General features: G+C 71.4%; 16 protein-coding genes. 14 read left to right on the forward strand and 2 right to left on the reverse strand.

Annotated features, from left to right (window positions below; translation table 11 throughout):
* Position 1 precedes the first annotated feature (1 nt).
* The 14 genes from U870_RS0104690 to U870_RS0104755 all read left to right on the forward strand — a co-directional run bounded on the left by U870_RS0104690 (position 2) and on the right by U870_RS0104755 (position 14,851).
* Positions 2-1,483 carry a peptide MFS transporter gene (locus tag U870_RS0104690; protein WP_025156255.1) on the forward strand — a complete coding sequence of 494 codons (1,482 nt, stop codon included), beginning with the start codon at positions 2-4 and terminating at the stop codon, positions 1,481-1,483.
* 95 nt (positions 1,484-1,578) lie between these two features.
* Positions 1,579-2,067: a hypothetical protein gene (locus tag U870_RS0104695; RefSeq protein WP_025156256.1), complete on the forward strand. Its 489-nt coding sequence runs from the start codon at positions 1,579-1,581 to the stop codon at positions 2,065-2,067.
* Between the two features lie 71 nt (positions 2,068-2,138).
* Positions 2,139-3,008, forward strand: coding sequence for a LysR family transcriptional regulator (locus U870_RS0104700; RefSeq protein ID WP_025156257.1), 870 nt, complete (start codon positions 2,139-2,141; stop codon positions 3,006-3,008).
* Between the two features lie 107 nt (positions 3,009-3,115).
* A complete protein-coding gene (locus U870_RS0104705) occupies positions 3,116-3,544 on the forward strand; it encodes a hypothetical protein (RefSeq protein WP_029947185.1) in 429 nt (142 codons plus the stop codon).
* A 10-nt stretch (positions 3,545-3,554) separates the two neighbouring features.
* The gene (locus tag U870_RS0104710; RefSeq protein ID WP_025156259.1) at positions 3,555-4,661 is read left to right on the forward strand and encodes a sensor histidine kinase; all 1,107 of its coding nucleotides are present in this window, start codon (positions 3,555-3,557) and stop codon (positions 4,659-4,661) included.
* Entirely contained in the window at positions 4,658-5,296 is a 639-nt protein-coding gene (locus tag U870_RS0104715; RefSeq protein WP_025156260.1) for a response regulator, read from the forward strand. The genes U870_RS0104710 and U870_RS0104715 overlap by 4 nt, the downstream gene beginning before the upstream one ends.
* A gap of 171 nt (positions 5,297-5,467) precedes the next feature.
* Positions 5,468-6,757 carry a sugar ABC transporter substrate-binding protein gene (locus tag U870_RS0104720; protein ID WP_025156261.1) on the forward strand — a complete coding sequence of 430 codons (1,290 nt, stop codon included), beginning with the start codon at positions 5,468-5,470 and terminating at the stop codon, positions 6,755-6,757.
* 4 nt (positions 6,758-6,761) lie between these two features.
* Positions 6,762-7,739, forward strand: coding sequence for a carbohydrate ABC transporter permease (locus tag U870_RS0104725; RefSeq protein WP_025156262.1), 978 nt, complete (start codon positions 6,762-6,764; stop codon positions 7,737-7,739).
* Complete coding sequence (locus U870_RS0104730) at positions 7,736-8,563, forward strand: carbohydrate ABC transporter permease (RefSeq protein ID WP_025156263.1); 828 nt, start codon at positions 7,736-7,738, stop codon at positions 8,561-8,563. The genes U870_RS0104725 and U870_RS0104730 overlap by 4 nt, the downstream gene beginning before the upstream one ends.
* A 10-nt stretch (positions 8,564-8,573) precedes the next feature.
* Positions 8,574-10,088: a glycoside hydrolase family 3 N-terminal domain-containing protein gene (locus U870_RS0104735; RefSeq protein ID WP_025156264.1), complete on the forward strand. Its 1,515-nt coding sequence runs from the start codon at positions 8,574-8,576 to the stop codon at positions 10,086-10,088.
* Complete coding sequence (locus tag U870_RS0104740; protein WP_025156265.1) at positions 10,085-11,305, forward strand: anhydro-N-acetylmuramic acid kinase; 1,221 nt, start codon at positions 10,085-10,087, stop codon at positions 11,303-11,305. The genes U870_RS0104735 and U870_RS0104740 overlap by 4 nt, the downstream gene beginning before the upstream one ends.
* A 27-nt stretch (positions 11,306-11,332) precedes the next feature.
* A complete protein-coding gene (gene murQ / locus U870_RS0104745; RefSeq protein WP_025156266.1) occupies positions 11,333-12,328 on the forward strand; it encodes an N-acetylmuramic acid 6-phosphate etherase in 996 nt (331 codons plus the stop codon).
* Positions 12,318-13,196 carry a MurR/RpiR family transcriptional regulator gene (locus tag U870_RS0104750; protein ID WP_025156267.1) on the forward strand — a complete coding sequence of 293 codons (879 nt, stop codon included), beginning with the start codon at positions 12,318-12,320 and terminating at the stop codon, positions 13,194-13,196. The genes murQ and U870_RS0104750 overlap by 11 nt, the downstream gene beginning before the upstream one ends.
* On the forward strand, positions 13,193-14,851 hold the full coding sequence (locus U870_RS0104755; protein ID WP_025156268.1) for a beta-N-acetylhexosaminidase: 1,659 nt from the start codon (positions 13,193-13,195) through the stop codon (positions 14,849-14,851). Before U870_RS0104750 ends, U870_RS0104755 begins: the two co-directional genes overlap by 4 nt.
* 107 nt (positions 14,852-14,958) lie before the next feature.
* Here the strand turns inward: U870_RS0104755 and U870_RS0104760 are convergent, their stop codons facing one another.
* On the reverse strand, positions 14,959-15,819 hold the full coding sequence (locus U870_RS0104760) for an aldo/keto reductase (RefSeq protein WP_025156269.1): 861 nt from the start codon (positions 15,817-15,819) through the stop codon (positions 14,959-14,961).
* A 40-nt stretch (positions 15,820-15,859) separates the two neighbouring features.
* A complete protein-coding gene (locus U870_RS0104765; RefSeq protein ID WP_025156270.1) occupies positions 15,860-16,831 on the reverse strand; it encodes an aldo/keto reductase in 972 nt (323 codons plus the stop codon).
* Positions 16,832-16,867 lie beyond the last annotated feature (36 nt).

Consider the following 16,867-nt stretch of genomic DNA (forward strand, 5'->3'; position numbering starts at 1 on the left):
CATGAGTGACACCAGGGATGTGAAGCCGGCGCCCCGGCCCGACGATCGGGAGAGCCACGGGTTCTTCGGGCAGCCGCGAGCGCTGGCCAACATCTTCGGGGTGGAGATGTGGGAGCGGTTCTCCTTCTACGGGATGCAGGGCATCCTGCTCATCTACCTCTACTACTCCGCGACGAAAGGCGGCCTCGGACTCGATCAGGCGACCGCAGCGGGAATTGTCGGTGCCTACGGCGGCGCCGTCTACCTGTCGACGATCCTCGGCGCCTGGCTGGCCGATCGTCTCTTCGGATCAGAACGGGTGCTGTTCTGGAGCGCGGTCGTCATCATGGCGGGGCACATCGCACTTGCGCTCCTTCCCGGGTTCGCCGGGGTGATCGTCGGCCTGATCTTCGTCGCGGTCGGCAGCGGCGGGCTGAAAGCCAACGCGACGCGGATCGTCGGGACGCTGTACGGCGAGCACGACTCGAGGCGCGACGCCGGCTTCTCCCTCTTCTACCTCGGGATCAACCTGGGCGGCTTCCTCGGCCCCCTTCTCACCGGGCTGCTGCAGTCCACCCTCGGCTTCCACTACGGGTTCGCGCTCGCCGCACTCGGGATGGCGATCGGCCTCATCCAGTACTCGATCGGGCGCAAGCGGCTCCCCGACGAGGCCCGCGCCGTCCCGAACCCGCTGCCGGCGAAACGGTACCCGCTGGTCATCGGCGTCGCCGTCGCCGCCCTGGTGATCGTGCTCGCGCTTGTGCTCACCGGGGTGATCAACGCTCAGAACCTCGCGCTGGTCGTGATCGTCGTGACCATCGCCGCAGCCATCGCCTACTTCGCCGTGATCCTGTCGTCGCGTCTGGTCGGCGGCGAGGAGCGCAGCCGCATCCTCGCGTTCATCCCGCTCTTCATCACCAACGCGGCGTTCTGGTCGCTCTACCAGCAGCAGTTCACGGTGCTGACGATCTACTCCGATGAGCGACTCGACCGCAACCTGTTCGGCTGGGAGTTCCCGGTCTCGTGGGTGCAGTCCATCAACCCGATCTTCATCATCATCCTCTCCGGGGTCTTCGCCGCGATCTGGACGAAATGGGGCGACAAGCAGCCGTCGACCCCGCTGAAGTTCGCGGCGGGGACCATCCTGATGGGCCTGACGTTCTGGCTGTTCCTGTTCTGGGCGGGAGGAGGCAAGAACAGCACGCCACTGCTGGCGATTATTGGCATCCTGCTCGCGTTCACGGTGGCCGAGCTCCTGATCTCCCCGGTCGGGCTCTCCGCCTCCACCAAGCTGGCGCCGCACGCCTTCCAGGCCCAGATGGTCGCCCTCTACTTCCTCTCCGTCGCCCTCGGGACGGCGATGGCCGGCCAGCTCGCCAAGCTGTACACGCCCGAGACGGAGGGCGTCTACTTCGGGATCATCGGGGCCGTCGCGGTCGGGGTCGGCGTCGTCCTCGTGCTGCTCAGCCCCTGGGTGCTGCGCATGATGCGCGGGGTGCGCTGAGGTCGCCGTCAGGGAACCGCACGGATCGCGGCGCCACCCGCACGGGAACCGTCAGGGCCGGACAACGGGATGCGCCCACCGCGTAGACCGGAGGCATGACCCTCACCCGCCTCCTCCCCACCCTCCGGTGCAGCATCCCCGAACCGCTCGACCCGACCCGCTGGCCGGCGCACACGCACCCGACCACCACGGATGTGGTCATCGCTGGCGTCTCGCTCCTGCGCCTCGCGGACTGGTGCACGACGCCGTGCGTGCACACCGATGACGACACGGCCGCCGTGGTGACCCGGGTCACGGCGGTGCGCCGCCACGTGGGCGGCGGACTCGACATCGACCTCGACGCCGACCTCGGTGGAATCGCCGCCGAGACGTCCCAGGCGCGGCTGATCGGGCGGGCCACCCCGGCGCCGTTGTGCGCCGTCCACGCGGGGCCGCGGCTGATGGACCTGCCCTCCGACCTGCAGGCGGGCGACCTGGTCGCGCTGCCCGCGCATGGCCGCATCACGCTGGGCCAGGTGGATCCTCACCGGCGCGATCACGGCACTCCCTCGGCGGCCGACCCCATCGGGCGCTGCGGGCGCTGAACAACGGTCTGCCCCCCTCCGACATCGCTTCGACAGATCGAGCCGCCCGTATTCAGCAGTATCCTTGATGAATGGAACTGCGTCAGCTCGAGCACTTCGTCACGGTCGCGGAAGAGCGGCACTTCACCCGGGCCGCCGAGCTGCTGCAGATCTCGCAGTCGGGGCTCTCCGCCTCCATCCGCTCGCTGGAGCAGGAACTGGGCACCTCCCTCTTCGTCCGCAGCACCCGCCGGGTCGAGCTCACCACCGCCGGTCAGGCCCTCCTCGCGGACTCGGTCCGCACGCTCGCCAGCGCTGCGGCCGCCCGGGACGCCGTCGCCGCCGTGCGCGGACTGCAGCGCGGCCGGCTGACCGTCGGAGCCGAGCCGTGCCTCGGCTCGGTGGACCTCCCGGCCGAGCTGGCCGCCTTCCGCACCGCCAACCCCGGCGTCGAAGTGCGGCTGCGTCAGACCGGCTCCGTGGAGCTGGTGGACGCGGTCGCCAACGGGCAGGTCGACGTCGCGCTGGTGGTCGACACCGGCCACACGCCCGCCGGCGTGCGGCTGCGCCGTCTGAGTACACAGGACCTGCTCGTGCTGTGCCACCCGGACCACCGCTACTCCGGCGAGGAGAGCCTGCGGATCGAGAGTCTGCGCGACGAGACCATGATCGGCTTCCAGGAGGGCTGGGGTGCGCAGGCGCTCACCCGCCGGGCCTTCGCGGCGGCAGGACTGGACTACCGCCCGGCGATGGAGGTCAACGACGTCCACCCGCTGCTCGACCTGGTCGGCTACGATCTGGGCGTCGCGGTCGTGCCGACCAGCTTCGCGCGCAAGCGCCCGGACCGGCTGCGGGCGGTCCCGTTGGCCGGCGACGTGCCGAAGTGGACCGTGGCGGTGGCCGCCGCCGAGGAGCCGAGCCCCGCGGCGGCGGCGTTCCTGCGGCAGGTCAGCATCGTCTGACGCGGTCCTGGCACGCGTTCGCGGTCGCACGGAGCCTCCACCGATCGATGGCGAAGTCGGACCGATCGGTGGATCCGTCGGAGGGCCCGCGTCGCGACGCTGGGACCATGACTCCGACATCCACTCCCTCCTCCGTCCGTCCCGCCGCCCGGCGCGCCGCCTTCCGGCCGATCCTCGTCCTGCTCACCGCCTTCCTCGTGATCAGCGTCGCGATGGAGGCTGCGCTCATCGTCCAGAGCATGAACGGCGGCGACGTCGCGACCGCCGTCTGGATCCGCTGCTCCCTCGTGGCGGGAAGCGCGGCCGTGCTGCTGCTGATCGCGCTGTTCGCGGCGCGCGGCTCGCGATCGTCCTGGCTGCGGCTGCGGATCATCGCCCCGATCGTGGTGCTCGCCGTGATCGTCATCGTCGCCATCCCCGGCTTGCTCCCCGACTGGGTGCGCCTCGAACAGGCCGTCTGCGGCGCCCTCGTGCTCCCCGTCGCGATCCTGGCCCTTCTGCCGCGCATGCGTGCCCACTTCCCCTCGGGCGCGTAGGGTCGGCACCATGGTCGATCCGCGGTGGCGGACCGTGCTCGCGGTCGTGCCCTACCTGGTCGCGGGCATGCTCGCGGCCTTCGCCGTCGGCGTGGGGTGGGGCCGGTGGGCGACGCTCGTCCCCGAGCTCGTCCTGTGCGCGGCCTACGTCGCGTGGGTGCTCGTGCTGCGCGATCTCCCCCTGCGCTGGCGCGGTCGGCCGGCGGCGATCGCGACGCTCCTGGTGGGCACCATCGTCATCAACCTCGCCCTCGTCCAGCTCGACAGCTGGTTCGCCTTCCTCACCATCGCGACCTTCTCGCTGGCGTACTCGCTCGTCGCGTGGCCGTGGGAGCTGGTGGCGGTGGGCGCCACGGCCGTGGTGGCGGGCCTGGCCCAGGCCTCCGGCCTCGGGTTCGGCCTCGCCGGGATCGTCGGACGGGTCGCCGTGGTGGCGATCAACGTCGTGATCATGTGCGGTCTCTCGTTCGGTCTCCGCGTCGCCCGGCGGCAGGAGGAGCGCGCGGCCACCCTGCTCGAGCGGGCACGACTCGCGCACGAGATCCATGACACGCTCGCTCAAGGCTTCGCCGGGATCGTGACCCAGTTGCAGGCGGCCGAGCAGGCCGACGACGCCGCCGGCCGCGACCGGCACACCGGTGCCGCGCTGGCCCTGGCCCGCGAGGGCCTCTCGGAGGCGCGACGGTCGATGAACGCCCTGCGCCCGGCCGCCCTGGACGGTGCCGGGCTGGCCGGCGCGATCGCCGACGCCGCGCGGCGCTGGTCGGAGCGGACGGGCATCCCGGTGGATGTCGACGCACGCGAGGCGGCGGGTCCGCTCCCGACGGATGCCGAGGTCGCTCTGCTGCGGACCGCTCAGGAGGCCCTCGCGAACGTGGAGCGCCATGCCGGCGCCCACCGTGTCACGCTGACCCTCCGTCAGGACGCCCGCGGCGCCCGCCTGGAGGTGCGCGACGACGGGCGCGGCTTCGACCCGGCGGCGCCGCGCCGGGACGACGTCGACGGCGGCTACGGTCTGATCGCGATGCGGGAGCGCATCGCCGGGCTCGCGGGCACGGTCGTGATCGACTCGGGGCCCGGCCGCGGGACGGCCGTGCGGGTCGAGGTGCCGGCATGAGCCGGGTGCGGCTGCTCGTCGCCGACGACCACCCGGTCGTGCGCGACGGCATCGTCGGCATGGTCTCCTCGGATCCGGAGATCGAGGTGGTCGGCGAGGCGTCCGACGGTGCCGCCGCGGTCCGCCTCGCGCGGGCTCTCGAGCCGGACGTCGTGCTGATGGATCTCCGGATGCCGGGCGTCGACGGCGTCGGCGCGATCCGCGAGCTCACCCGGCTGGGCGTGCCGAGCCGGGTGGTCGTCCTCACCACCTATGCCTCCGACGCGGATGTGCTGCCGGCGATCGAGGCCGGAGCCACCGGATACCTGCTCAAGGACGTCCCCCGCGACGAGCTGGTGCGAGCCATCCACGCGGCGGCGAGCGGGCAGGCGCCGCTCGCCCCGGCGGTCGCGTCGAGGCTGGTCGACCGGGTGCGCACGCCGGAGGCCGGCCTGCTGAGTCCCCGAGAGCTGCATGTGCTCGCGCTCGTCGCCGACGGTGCGACGAACCGGGAGGCGGGGAGCCGGCTGCACATCAGTGAGGCGACGGTCAAGACGCACCTGCTCAGCGTCTATGCCAAGCTCGGCGTCGGCGATCGTGCGTCGGCCGTGGCGGAGGGTTTCCGGAGGGGTCTGCTCGGCGGACCGTCCTCCTGAGGGGTGGGGTCGAGACCGCGCGTCGACCGTCGTCACCGGATCGTCACAGACCTTTTACATGTGTAGAGTGGAAATAACTTGCAAGCACACGTCGAAGTGTGAAGGATAGTTTCATACCGGATGCACCAGCGTCCACCACACATTCCCCGGTTTCGAAGAGGAGACAGCACCATGAAGAAGCGCTACCTCTCCGTCGCGGCAGTCACGATCGCAGCACTGGCCCTCACGGCCTGCTCGAGCGGTGGCAGCGGCGATGGAGGCTCGGTCGACGCGAAGGGCCAGAAGCTCAGCGTGTGGATCATGCAGGGCACCAACCCCGACTCCACGGCCTTCTTCAAGAAGGTCGGCGACGAGTTCACGAAGGAGACCGGAGCCACGCTCGATGTGCAGTTCGTCCAGTGGGCCGACGCGCACGACCGTTTCGTCACCTCCATCGCCGGCAACACCACGCCGGATGTCGCGGAGACGGGCACCACCTGGACCGCCGAGTTCGCGGACGCGGGCGCCCTCGCCCCGATCGGCGACGACGTCAAGAAGGCCGGTCTCGAGGACGACCTCGTGAAGGGCCTCAAGGAGTCGGGCACCTACGACGGCGAGCTCTACGGCATGCCGTGGTACGCCGGCGTCCGCTCGCTGGTCTACCGCGCCGACGTCTTCACGGAGCTCGGCATCGAGGCTCCGAAGACCTGGGACGACATCGTCGCCGCCGGCGAGAAGATCAAGGCCGCGAAGCCCGACATGATCCCGTTCGCCGTGCCCGGCACCGCCGAGTTCGGCGTGTACCCGTGGGTCTGGGGCGCGGGCGGCCAGGTCGCCACCGAGAAGGGCGGCACCTGGACCTCGGGTCTCGACAGCGCCAAGTCGCGTGAGGGCATCCAGTTCTACACCGACCTCGCCACCAAGTTCGGCTTCTCCACCTCCGGCGCCACCACCTGGAAGGAGACCGACGTGCTCGACAACTTCAATCAGGGCAAGGTCGCGATGGCCATCCAGGGCTCCTGGACCCCGGCCACGATCGTGCAGAAGGCCCCCGACCTCGAGGGCAAGATCGCCGCGACCCCGATCCCGGGCAAGGACGGCGGAATCAGCCCGTCGGTGCTGGGCGGCTCGCACCTGAGCGTGTTCAACACGGCCAAGAACAAGGATCTGGCCTGGAAGTTCGTCGAGCTGATGACCACGGGCAAGTACGCCCAGGAGTGGGCGTCGCAGACCGGCTACTTTTCCGGTCTGAACTCGCTGGTCACGAAGGCGATGGAGTCGGACGACCCGCTGGTCAAGCCGTTCGCCACGCAGATGGTCGACGGCGGCGCGTCCGTGCCGGTCACCCCGCAGTTCGGCGCGGTGCAGGCCAAGCAGACGACCAACGCGATGATCCAGTCCATCCTCTCCGGGCAGAAGACGGTCGACCAGGCGACGACCGACGCGGCCAAGGAGATGACCCAGCTGCTGAACGACAAGTAGCCCGATGGCCATCGACGTTCGTCCCGAGACGCCGGCCGTGCGCACCGCGCGCGGCCGGCGCCCCGGCGCCCCCGCCCCGAAGCGCAGGCGCTCGTTCATCGCCGTGAGCCGGCCGTGGCTGCTGCTGGCGCCCGCGCTGGTCGTGCTCGCCGGGCTGCTGCTGTGGCCCCTCATCCGCGTGGTGATCATCTCGCTGCAGGACTACGGCCTGCGCGAGATCGTCAGCGGCAAGACGAACTTCATCGGTCTCGAGAACTACGCCGAGATCTTCGGCAACTCCACCCTGTGGACGGTCGCGCTGCCGAACACCGTGGTGTTCGCCATCCTCTCCGTCGCCGGGACCGTCGCGCTCGGCACCCTCGTCGCCCTGCTGATGCAGAGCCTCGGCCCGACCTGGCGGACGATCGTCGGCAGCGCCATCATGATCGCCTGGGCGATGCCCGCCGTGACCGGCACGTACGTCTGGGTCTGGATCTTCGACGCCGACAACGGCATCGTCAACCAGGTCCTCAAGAACCTGGGGCTCATGCACGAGTCCTTCAACTGGTTCACGAACCCGTTCACGTTCTACGGGATCGTGCTCCTCAACATCATCCACCACGGCTTCCCCTTCGTCGCGATCACCGTCCTCGCCGGCCTGCTCGGTGTCTCCAAGGAGATGCTGGAGGCGGCCGCGATGGACGGCGCGGGAGCGGTGCGCCGCTTCTTCTCGATCATCGTCCCGTCGCTCAAGCAGGTGTTCGCCGTCGTGATCATCCTGTCCACGATCTGGGACTTCAAGGTCTTCGCGCAGGTCTACCTGATGCCGGGAGGATCCGGCTCGAACCGTCAGGTGCTCAACCTCGGCGTGTGGTCGTACGTCGAGTCGTTCGGCCAGAACCGCTACGGCTTCGGCTCGGCGATCGCGGTGCTGCTCACCCTGGTGCTGCTCGCGATCACCGTCGTCTACGTCCGCACCATGCTCAAGGAGGACAAGCTGTGAAGCGCTCGGTCGGCGGCAGGATCGGCAAGGGCGTGCTCGTCGCGCTGCTGCTCGTCTTCACGCTCTTCCCCGTCTACTGGATGCTGTCGAGCGCCTTCGACAAGCGCGCGTCGAGCGGCGGTCAGTCGCTCGTGCCCCAGGAGTTCACGTTCGACAACTTCGCCTACGTGCTCACCAAGGGCGGCTTCGACGTCTTCCTCCGCAACTCGCTGATCGTCGCGGTCGCGGTCGTGGTGATCTCGGCGGTGCTCGCCCTTCTGGCCTCAGTCGCGGTCGCGCGCTTCAATTTCAAGTTCCGCACGGCGATGCTGTTCATGATCCTCTCGGTGCAGATGGTCCCGCTGGAGGCGCTCGTCATCCCGCTGTTCGTGCAGGTGCGCGACCTCGGCCTCCTGAACCAGCTGCTCGGCCTGATCGTCGTGTACGTCGCGCTGTCGCTGCCCTTCGGCATCTGGATGCTGCGCGGCTTCGTCGCGGCCGTCCCCGTCGAGCTCGAAGAGGCGGCGTACCTCGACGGCGCCAGCTGGTGGCGGATGTTCCGCTCGGTGCTGTTCCCGCTGGTGATGCCGGGCCTGGTCGCGACCAGCGTCTTCGCGTTCATCACGGCGTGGAACGAGTTCATCTTCGCGATGACGCTGCTGGGCGGCGCGAGCGACAACTACACGGTCGCGATCGGCCTGAAGCAGTTCTTCGGCGAGCACACCAACGAGTGGGGATACGTGATGGCGGCCTCGACGATCATCACGATCCCGGTCATGATCTTCTTCGTGCTGGTCCAGCGCCGCCTGTCGAGCGGCCTGGTCGCCGGCGCCGTCAAGGGCTAGGGGGAGCGGGATGAGCGCGAGCACCGATCCGGGCGTTCGCTCGCTGGTCGCGAGCGTGCTGTGGCCCGGCTTCCTGGGCCGCACGGCACCGGACTGGCTGCTGGACGCCCTCGACGAGGGCCTGGCCGGAGCGGTCTACTTCGGTCAGAACATCGACCCGGACGACGGCTCCCAGCTCCCCGCGCTCTCCGCCCGGCTGCGCGAGGCGCGTCCCGGAGCGCTGCTCGGCATCGACGAGGAGGGTGGACCGGTGACCCGGCTGGAGGCCGCGCGCGGCTCCACGCTCCCGAGCGCCTCCCAGCTCGGCCGCGTCGACGACACCGCGGTCACCCGGGCGGCCGGCGGCGAGCTCGCCCGGCGGGTGCGCGCCGCCGGGGCGAACGTCGCGCTGGCACCGGTCGCGGACGTCAACACCAATCCGCGCAACCCGGTCATCGGCACCCGCTCCTTCGGGACCACCGCGGACCTGGTCGGCCGCCACGTCGCCGCGATGGTCTCCGGCATCCAGGCCGGCGGCATCGCCGCGTGCGTCAAGCACTTCCCGGGCCACGGCGACACGGCGGTGGACTCCCACCTCGGGCTGCCGCACGTGACCCTCCCGGCGTCGGCCGTCGAGGCGGAGCATCTCCCGCCGTTCCAGGCCGCCATCGACGCCGGTGCGGCCGCAGTGATGACCTCGCACGTGGTCGTCGACGCCTACGGCGACCTCCCCGCCACCCTCGACCCGAGAGTGCTCGGGATGCTCCGCGAACGCGGTTTCTCGGGCGCGATCATCACGGATGCGCTCGACATGGCCGCCATTCGCGCCGAGTTCGGTGCCGGGGCCGGTGCGGTGCGCGCGATCCTCGCCGGTGCCGACCTGCTCTGCATCGGCAACCCCTCGGACCTCGGACCCAAGCACGGTTCGACGAGCGACTTCGACGACTTCGCGGAGGTGCGCGACGCGCTCCTCGCCGCGGTGGACGACGGCACGCTCCCGATCGCCGCGCTCGAGCGCGCGTCGCGGGCGGTCGCCGACCTCTCGGAGTGGACCGACGCCGCTTCCCGCGCGGGAGGCGCCACCAGCGACGACGGCGAGACGTTCGACGCGGCAGAGGTCGTCCGCGAGGCGATCGTCGTGCGGGGCTCCGCCTCCGTGCCCGCCGGGGACCGCGTCGTCCTCGACCTGCGGGACCGCGCCAGCGCCGCTGTGGCCTCCACGGCCGAGCCGTTCAGCGCCGCCCTCGGAGCCGAACGCGTCGTCGCGGGACCGCTCGGCGGCCGCGACGTCGTCGCCACGATGAGCGATGCGCTCGGGCGGATCCCGGCAACGAGTGCCGTCGTGGCCCTGGCCGACGCCGTGCAGCCGGGGTCGCCGCAACGCCGGGCGCTCGGCATCCTCGCCGTCGCACGCCCCACCGCGGTGGTCGTCACCACCGGCCTCCCGGCGGCGGACGACCTCCCGCTCCCCACCGTCGACGCCTACGGATCCAGCCGGATCACCGCCGACGTCGTGGCCGAGATGCTCGCGGGGGTGACGGCGTGAGGATCCTCTCGCTGCAGTCCGGCACCAGCGTCGACGGCATCGACGTGGCGGTGGTCGACATCGATCCGCTCGACGCGGGCGACCGCCCCCTGGTGCGCCTCGCCTCGGTGCTCGCCCGGACGGTGCCGTGGTCGGAGCCGACCCGCGCGCTGCTGCTCGCCGCCGTCGAGGGCCGGAGCCTCACCCCCGCCGAGTTCGTGCGGATGGACACCCTCGCCGGTCAGGAGTTCGCGGAGGCAGCGGCGGGGGCGGCCGAGCAGGCCGGTGGTGTCGAGCTGGCGGTCTCGCACGGCCAGACGCTGCATCACTGGGTCGAGGACGGCCATGCCCGCGGCACCCTGCAGATCGGCCAGCCGGCGTGGATCGCCGAACGGCTCGGTGTCCCGGTGCTCTCCGACGTCCGGTCGGCCGACATCGCCGCCGGGGGAGAGGGCGCTCCGTTGATGGGGCTCTTCGACCGGGCCTGGCTCGCGGGCGAGGCCGCGCGCGACGGACGCCCCATCGCCACCGTCAACCTCGGCGGCATCGCCAACGTGCAGATCGTGGAGCCCGACGGCGGGCTGATCGCCTTCGACAGCGGTCCGGCGAACGCCCTCATCGACGCGGCGGTCGCGCGCGCGACCGACGGTCGCCAGGGCCAGGACACCGACGGCGCACTCGCCGCGAGCGGGAGAGTGGACGAACGGCTTCTGAGCGCGCTGCTGGCCCACCCCTATTTCTCCGCTCCCGCTCCCAAGAGCACGGGACGCGAGACGTTCGACCTGGGCGTGGTCGACGCGGCCGCCGCCCGCGCCGGCGTACGGCCCTCGCTCGCGGACCTGGTCGCGACCCTGACCTCCCTCACGGCCCGCACGGTCGCCGACGCCGTGCGCTCGTCGTCGTCCCACATCCCGGCTCGGGCGATCGTCTCGGGCGGGGGGACCCGCAACCCCGCGTTGATGCGGGCCCTCAGCGCCGTGCTCGGCCTGCACGGCGTCGAGGTGATCAGCAGCGAGGCGCTCGGCATCGATGCCGACCACAAGGAGTCGCTGCTCTTCGCCTTCGTCGGCTTCCTCAGCTGGCACGGCGTGCCCGCCGACCTGCCCGGCACTCCGCCCGGCCGCGCGCGGGTCCTCGGCAGGCTGACGCTCGCTCCCGACTCCGTCCCCGGCCGCCGCCTGCGCGGCGTCGCCGGGCTGACACTGGCCGCCGACCCCGCCGTGGCGGTGGCCCGGTGACCGACGCACCGACGAAAGGACCACTCCGTGGCTGAGCCGCACTCCCTCTCCGACCTCCGCGAGACGCTCGGGACGCTCGCGACCGAGGCGGTGAGCGAATCCACCCGCGACCTCGACATCATGTCGATCGAGGAGCTGGTGGAGGCGATGAACGCCGCCAACGCCGAGGTGCCCGTCGCGGTCGCCCGCGAGAGCGCGAGCATCACCGCGGCCGTGACCGGTGTGTCCGAGCGGATGCGCCGCGGCGGACGTCTCATCTATGCGGGCGCCGGCACCGCCGGACGCATGGGCGTCCTCGACGCCAGCGAGATCCCGCCGACCTTCGGCGCCCCACCCGAGCTCGTCGTCGGACTGATGGCCGGCGGCCCGGAAGCCCTGCACACCGCGGTGGAGAACGCCGAGGACGACGAGGAGGCCGGGCGCGGCGCCGTCCGTGCGATCACCGTCGGCCCGCTCGACGCGGTCGTCGGCATCTCCGCCTCCGGACGGACTCCGTTCGTGCTCGGCGCCATCGATCAGGCGCGCCGGGCGGGAGCCTTCACAGTCGGGCTGGCCTGCAACGCCGACTCCCCGCTCGGCCGCGACGCCGAGGTCGGCATCGAGGTCGTCGTGGGCCCGGAGATCCTCACCGGCTCGACCCGGCTCAAGGCCGGGACCGCCCAGAAGCTCGTCCTGAACATGATCAGCACGATCTCGATGGTGCGTCTCGGCAAGGTGTACGGCAACCTCATGGTCGACCTCCGGGCCACCAACGCCAAGCTGCGCGCCCGCTCCGAGCGGACCGTTATGCTGGCGACGGGCACCGACGCGCAGCAGGCGGCGGAGGCGCTCGACGCGACCGGCGGCTGGATTAAGGCGGCGATTCTGATGAGCGAGACCACCCTCGACGCGGACGCCGCTGTGCGCCTCCTCGCCGAGCACGGCGGACGGCTGCGCGATGCCCTCCTCGCGGCCGACGGGGCCGGACGCGACCGGCTCAGTGCGCCGGGTGCCGCAGCGGTGCGGGTCGAGCATGGTGGCTGACGTCCTCTCCGCGGTGCGTCAGGCGGTGCCGCGGCTGAGCGCGACGGAGGCGCGCATCGCCCACGTGGTGATGGACCATCCCGAGCGCGTCGTCGACCTGACGATCTCGGAGCTCGCCGTCGCGTGCGACACGTCCCAGGCGACGATCGCCCGCTTCTGCCAGAGCATCGGGTTCACGGGATACCGCGAGTTCCGGCTCGCCATCGCGTCGGCGACCAGCCGGGAGCAGGCCACACGGGAACGGTTCCAGCTCACCGAGAGCGACGTGGACCCGGCCGACAGCGTGCAGGAGGTCGTCGCCAAAATCGCCTACCAGGAAACGCTGGCGATCGAGCAGACCGCCCGCGAGCTCGACCTCGACGCCCTCGACCGCGTGGTCGCCGCGATCGTCGGCGCCGGCCGCATCGACCTCTACGGCGTCGGCTCGAGCAGCCTCACCGCACAGGACCTCCAGCAGAAGCTCTCGCGCATCGGCCTGACCGCCTTCTGCTCGGTCGACACCCACCTCGCGTTGGCGTCGGCCGCGCTGCAGAAACCCGGCAATGTGGCCATCGGCGTCTCCCACTCCGGCGAGACCATCGAGACCAGTCACGCGCTCTCCGTCGCGCGCGCGGCCGGTGCCACGACGGTCGCCATCACGAACTTCCCCGACTCGAGCGTCGGGCGTGTCAGCGACCACGTGCTGACCACTCAGGCGCGGGAGAGCCTCTACCGGTCGGGCGCGATGTCCAGCCGCATCGCGCAGCTCGCTCTCGTCGATTTCCTCTTCGTGCGCGTGGCCCAGCAGATGTACGACCAGATGACCGAGTCCCTCCGGCTCACCTACGATGCGGTGCGCAGTCAGCGCCCGGTGCGGCCAGAGCGATGACGGCATCGCTCGCCGACCGCCTGCTGCCGCGCCCGCGGCGGGTCGAGGAGCTCCCGGGCGAGTTCGTGCTCGACGACGCGACCGCGGTCGACGCCGACGCGACAGGCGCTCCGGTCGCCGCGTGGCTGCGCGCTCAGCTCGCGGCCGCGACGGGCCTGCCGATGGCGGGCGTCTCGATCGGCGGCGGTGGCGCGGACGCGATCACCCTCGCCGCCGATCCCACCCTCGCCGAGGAGGAGTACCGCCTCACCGTGCAGCCCGACGGGGTGCGCGTCCTCGGCGGGTCGGCCGCGGCGCTCGCGCACGGTGCGCACGCGTTCCTGCAGCTGCTGCCCGCCGCCGTGCACCGGCGCGGCGCTCTCGACGGCGTCCGCTGGGCCGCCCCGGCCTGCCGGGTCGAGGACCGCCCGGCGTTCCGCTGGCGGGGGCTCATGCTCGACGTGGCCCGGCACTTCCTGCCGAAGCACGACATCCTCCGCTTCGTCGACCTGCTCGCGATGCACCGGATGAACGTGCTCCACCTGCACCTGACCGACGACCAGGGCTGGCGGATGGAGATCCGCCGCTATCCGCGACTCACCGAGGTGGGGGCATGGCGACGCGAGTCGCAGGTCGGGTTCGGTCCGGAGGCTCCCACGGACGGCCGCCCGCATGGCGGCTTCTACACGCAGGACGACCTGCGCGAGATCGTCTCGTATGCGTCCGCCCGCGGCATCATCGTGGTCCCCGAGATCGAGGCGCCCGGGCATGTGCAGGCCGCGATCGCCGCGTATCCCGAGCTCGGCGTCGCGGGCGGCGACGAGCCGCGCGAGGTGTGGACGCGCTACGGGATCAGCCGTAACGTCCTGAACCTCGAGGAATCGACGGTCGCGTTCTTCCGCGACGTGCTCGACGAGGTCGTCGAGGTGTTCCCGTCGCCCTACATCGGCATCGGCGGGGACGAGTGCCGCAAGGACCAGTGGCGCACCGACCCGCGTACCCAGGAGCGACTGCGCGAGATCGGCGCCGCGACCGAGGAGGAGGGGCAGAGCTGGTTCGTCCGTCAGATCGACGAGCACCTCACCGCACGGGGCCGCCGGTCGTACGGCTGGGACGAGATCCTGGAGGGCGGCCTCGCCCCGGGTGCGACCGTCGCGAGCTGGCGCGGCGAGACGGGCGCCGTCGCGGCCGCGCGGCAGGGGCACGACGTCGTGTTCTGCCCGGACCGCGTGCTCTACTTCAACTACCGCCAGTCGGAGTCGCCGGAGGAGCCGATCCCGCTCGTCACGGTCACCACCGTGCGCGACGTGTACGAGCTGGACCCGGTGCCCGCCGAGCTGACGGCCGAGCAGCGTCTCCATGTGCTCGGCGCGCAGGCGAACCTGTGGACCGAGTACATCGACCAGCCGCGCGGGCTCGACTACTTCGCCTTCCCGCGACTGGCCGCGCTGGCCGAGGCGCTGTGGACCGCGGACGCAGCCGGTGAGCGCTCGTGGGAGGCGTTCGAACTTCGGCTCGCGGCGCACCTCGCGCGGCTCGACGCCGTCGGCGTCGAGTACCGGCACCCTGGCGGTCCGCTGCCCTGGCAGCAGCGCCCCGGCATCCCGGGCGCCCCGCGCGACCGTGCCGACCGCGCGGCCGAGGTCGCCGCCCTCACCGCGACCATCGCCTCCTGACCCGCGCCGCGCCGACGAGCCGCCGAGTCCGCAGAATCTGGGGCCGAAACCGCCGAGTACGCAGAGAATTCGCGTACTCGACGGTTGGCGGGCCGACGACGCGCGGGTCAGGCGGGGGTGAGGCGCGCGAGCTCTTCGGGGGTGAGGGTGACGTCGACGGCGGTGAGCGAGTCGAGGATGGTCTCGGGGCGCGACGAGCCCGGGATCGGGATGACGTGCGGCCCCTGCGCGAGGTGCCAGGCGAGCGCGACGACCTGCGGGCTGATGCCGCGCGCATCCGCGATGTCCTGGAACGGCTCGAACCGCGAGCCGAGGTCGGACGCCCGGGTGATGCCGCCCAACGGGCTCCACGGGAGGAACGCGATGCCGAGCTCGCCGGCCAACTCCAGCTCCGGCTCGCTCGACCGGAACGCGGGCGAGAACTGGTTCTGCACCGAGGCGAGCCGGCCGCCCAGGATGTCCTGCGCCAGCCGGATCTGCTCGGGGTTCGCGTTGGAGATCCCCGCGAGGCGGATCACTCCCTCGTCGAGGAGGTCCCGCACGGCGCCGACCGAGTCGGCGTACGGCACCTCCGGGTCGGGCCGGTGGAACTGGTACAGCCCGATCGCGTCGCCGCCGAGCCGGGCGAGCGAGGCTTTGGCGGCCTCCTTGAGGTACTCGGGGCGGCCATTCACAGTCCAGCTCCCGTCGCCGGGGCGCAGGTGGCCGCCCTTGGTCGCGACGAGGACGGTGGAGGCGTCACCGCTCCACGTGCGCAGCGCCTCCGCGATGAGCTCCTCGTTGTGGCCGACCTCGTCGGCGTGCAGATGGTACGCGTCGGCGGTGTCGATGAGGGTGACTCCCGCGTCGAGCGCGGCGTGCACCGTGCGGATCGAGCGCTCGCGGTCTGGTCGGCCCTCGATCGACAGGGGCATGCCGCCCAGGCCGATCGCGCTCACCTCGACGTCGGCGATCCTGCGTGTCTTCACTCTGTTCCTCTCGGAGTCGGTGTGATCGTGCGCCCGGTGCTCACCAGGCGTAGTCCTCGGGGGCGGTCTTGTGGCCGGGGAAGATCTCGTCGAGTCGCGCCAGCGCGGTGTCGTCGAGCTCGACATGGAGGGCGCGGAGGCCGGCGTTCAGCTGGTCGAGGGTGCGCGGTCCGATGATCGGGCCGGTGACCCCCGGGCGGCTCAGCAGCCAGGCCAGAGCGATGTCGCCGGGCTCGTGGCCGAGCTCGTCGGCGAACGCCTCGTAGGCCTCGATCGCGTCGCGGTGCTGCGCGAGCGTCTCGGCGGCGCGGCCCTCCAGCCGCCGCTTGCCCTCGTTCTGCTTGCGGAGCACGCCGCCGAGCAGACCGCCGTGCAGGGGCGACCAGGCGATGACGCCGATGCCGTTGGCCTGCGCGGCGGGCAGCACCTCCAGCTCCACCTGGCGGGTGAGGAGGTTGTAGATCGACTGCTCGCTGACGAGGCCGGGGAGGTTGCGCTTGCGGGCCTCCGCCTGCGCGGTCGCCAGGTGCCAGCCGGCGAAGTTGCTCGAGCCGGCGTAGAGGATCTTGCCCTGCGCGATCGCGGTCTCGATGGCCTGCCAGATCTCGTCCCAGGGTGTGTTCCGGTCGACGTGATGGAACTGGTAGATGTCGATGTGATCGGTCTGCAGCCGCTGCAGGCTCGCGTCGAGGGCGCGCCGGATGTTGAGCGCCGACAGCCTGCCCTCGTTCGGCCAGTCGCCCATCTCGCCGTAGAGCTTGGTGGCGAGGACGGTCTTCTCGCGGCGGCCGCCGCCGAGCGCGAACCAGTCGCCGAGGATCGACTCGGTCGCGCCCTTGCCGACGTGCTGGCCGTAGACGTTCGCGGTGTCGAAGTAGTTGATGCCGGCCTCGTGGGCGGCGTCCATGATGGTGTGCGAATCCTCCGGCGACGTCTGCGGGCCGAAGTTCATCGTGCCGAGGACGAGGCGGGATACTTTCAGGCCGGACCGGCCGAGCTGGGTGTACTCCATGTGGTCAGCATCCGCCTCCCGGGTCGGGAAGTCCAA

It is taken from the genome of Leifsonia aquatica H1aii (genome assembly GCF_000633535.1).
In the GTDB taxonomy this organism is placed as follows: Bacteria; Actinomycetota; Actinomycetes; order Actinomycetales; family Microbacteriaceae; genus Leifsonia; species Leifsonia aquatica_A.

Bases quoted from the DNA above. Each gene is read 5' to 3' on its own strand.
- U870_RS0104690 (WP_025156255.1), top strand. From the start codon at position 2: ATGAGTGACACCAGGGATGTGAAGCCGGCGCCCCGGCCCGACGATCGG.
- U870_RS0104755 (WP_025156268.1), top strand. From the start codon at position 13,193: ATGACGGCATCGCTCGCCGACCGCCTGCTGCCGCGCCCGCGGCGGGTC.
- U870_RS0104705 (WP_029947185.1), top strand. From the start codon at position 3,116: ATGACTCCGACATCCACTCCCTCCTCCGTCCGTCCCGCCGCCCGGCGC.
- U870_RS0104700 (WP_025156257.1), top strand. From the start codon at position 2,139: ATGGAACTGCGTCAGCTCGAGCACTTCGTCACGGTCGCGGAAGAGCGG.
- U870_RS0104710 (WP_025156259.1), top strand. From the start codon at position 3,555: ATGGTCGATCCGCGGTGGCGGACCGTGCTCGCGGTCGTGCCCTACCTG.
- U870_RS0104725 (WP_025156262.1), top strand. From the start codon at position 6,762: ATGGCCATCGACGTTCGTCCCGAGACGCCGGCCGTGCGCACCGCGCGC.
- U870_RS0104720 (WP_025156261.1), top strand. From the start codon at position 5,468: ATGAAGAAGCGCTACCTCTCCGTCGCGGCAGTCACGATCGCAGCACTG.
- U870_RS0104750 (WP_025156267.1), top strand. From the start codon at position 12,318: ATGGTGGCTGACGTCCTCTCCGCGGTGCGTCAGGCGGTGCCGCGGCTG.
- U870_RS0104695 (WP_025156256.1), top strand. From the start codon at position 1,579: ATGACCCTCACCCGCCTCCTCCCCACCCTCCGGTGCAGCATCCCCGAA.
- U870_RS0104765 (WP_025156270.1), bottom strand. From the start codon at position 16,831: ATGGAGTACACCCAGCTCGGCCGGTCCGGCCTGAAAGTATCCCGCCTC.
- U870_RS0104715 (WP_025156260.1), top strand. From the start codon at position 4,658: ATGAGCCGGGTGCGGCTGCTCGTCGCCGACGACCACCCGGTCGTGCGC.
- U870_RS0104735 (WP_025156264.1), top strand. From the start codon at position 8,574: ATGAGCGCGAGCACCGATCCGGGCGTTCGCTCGCTGGTCGCGAGCGTG.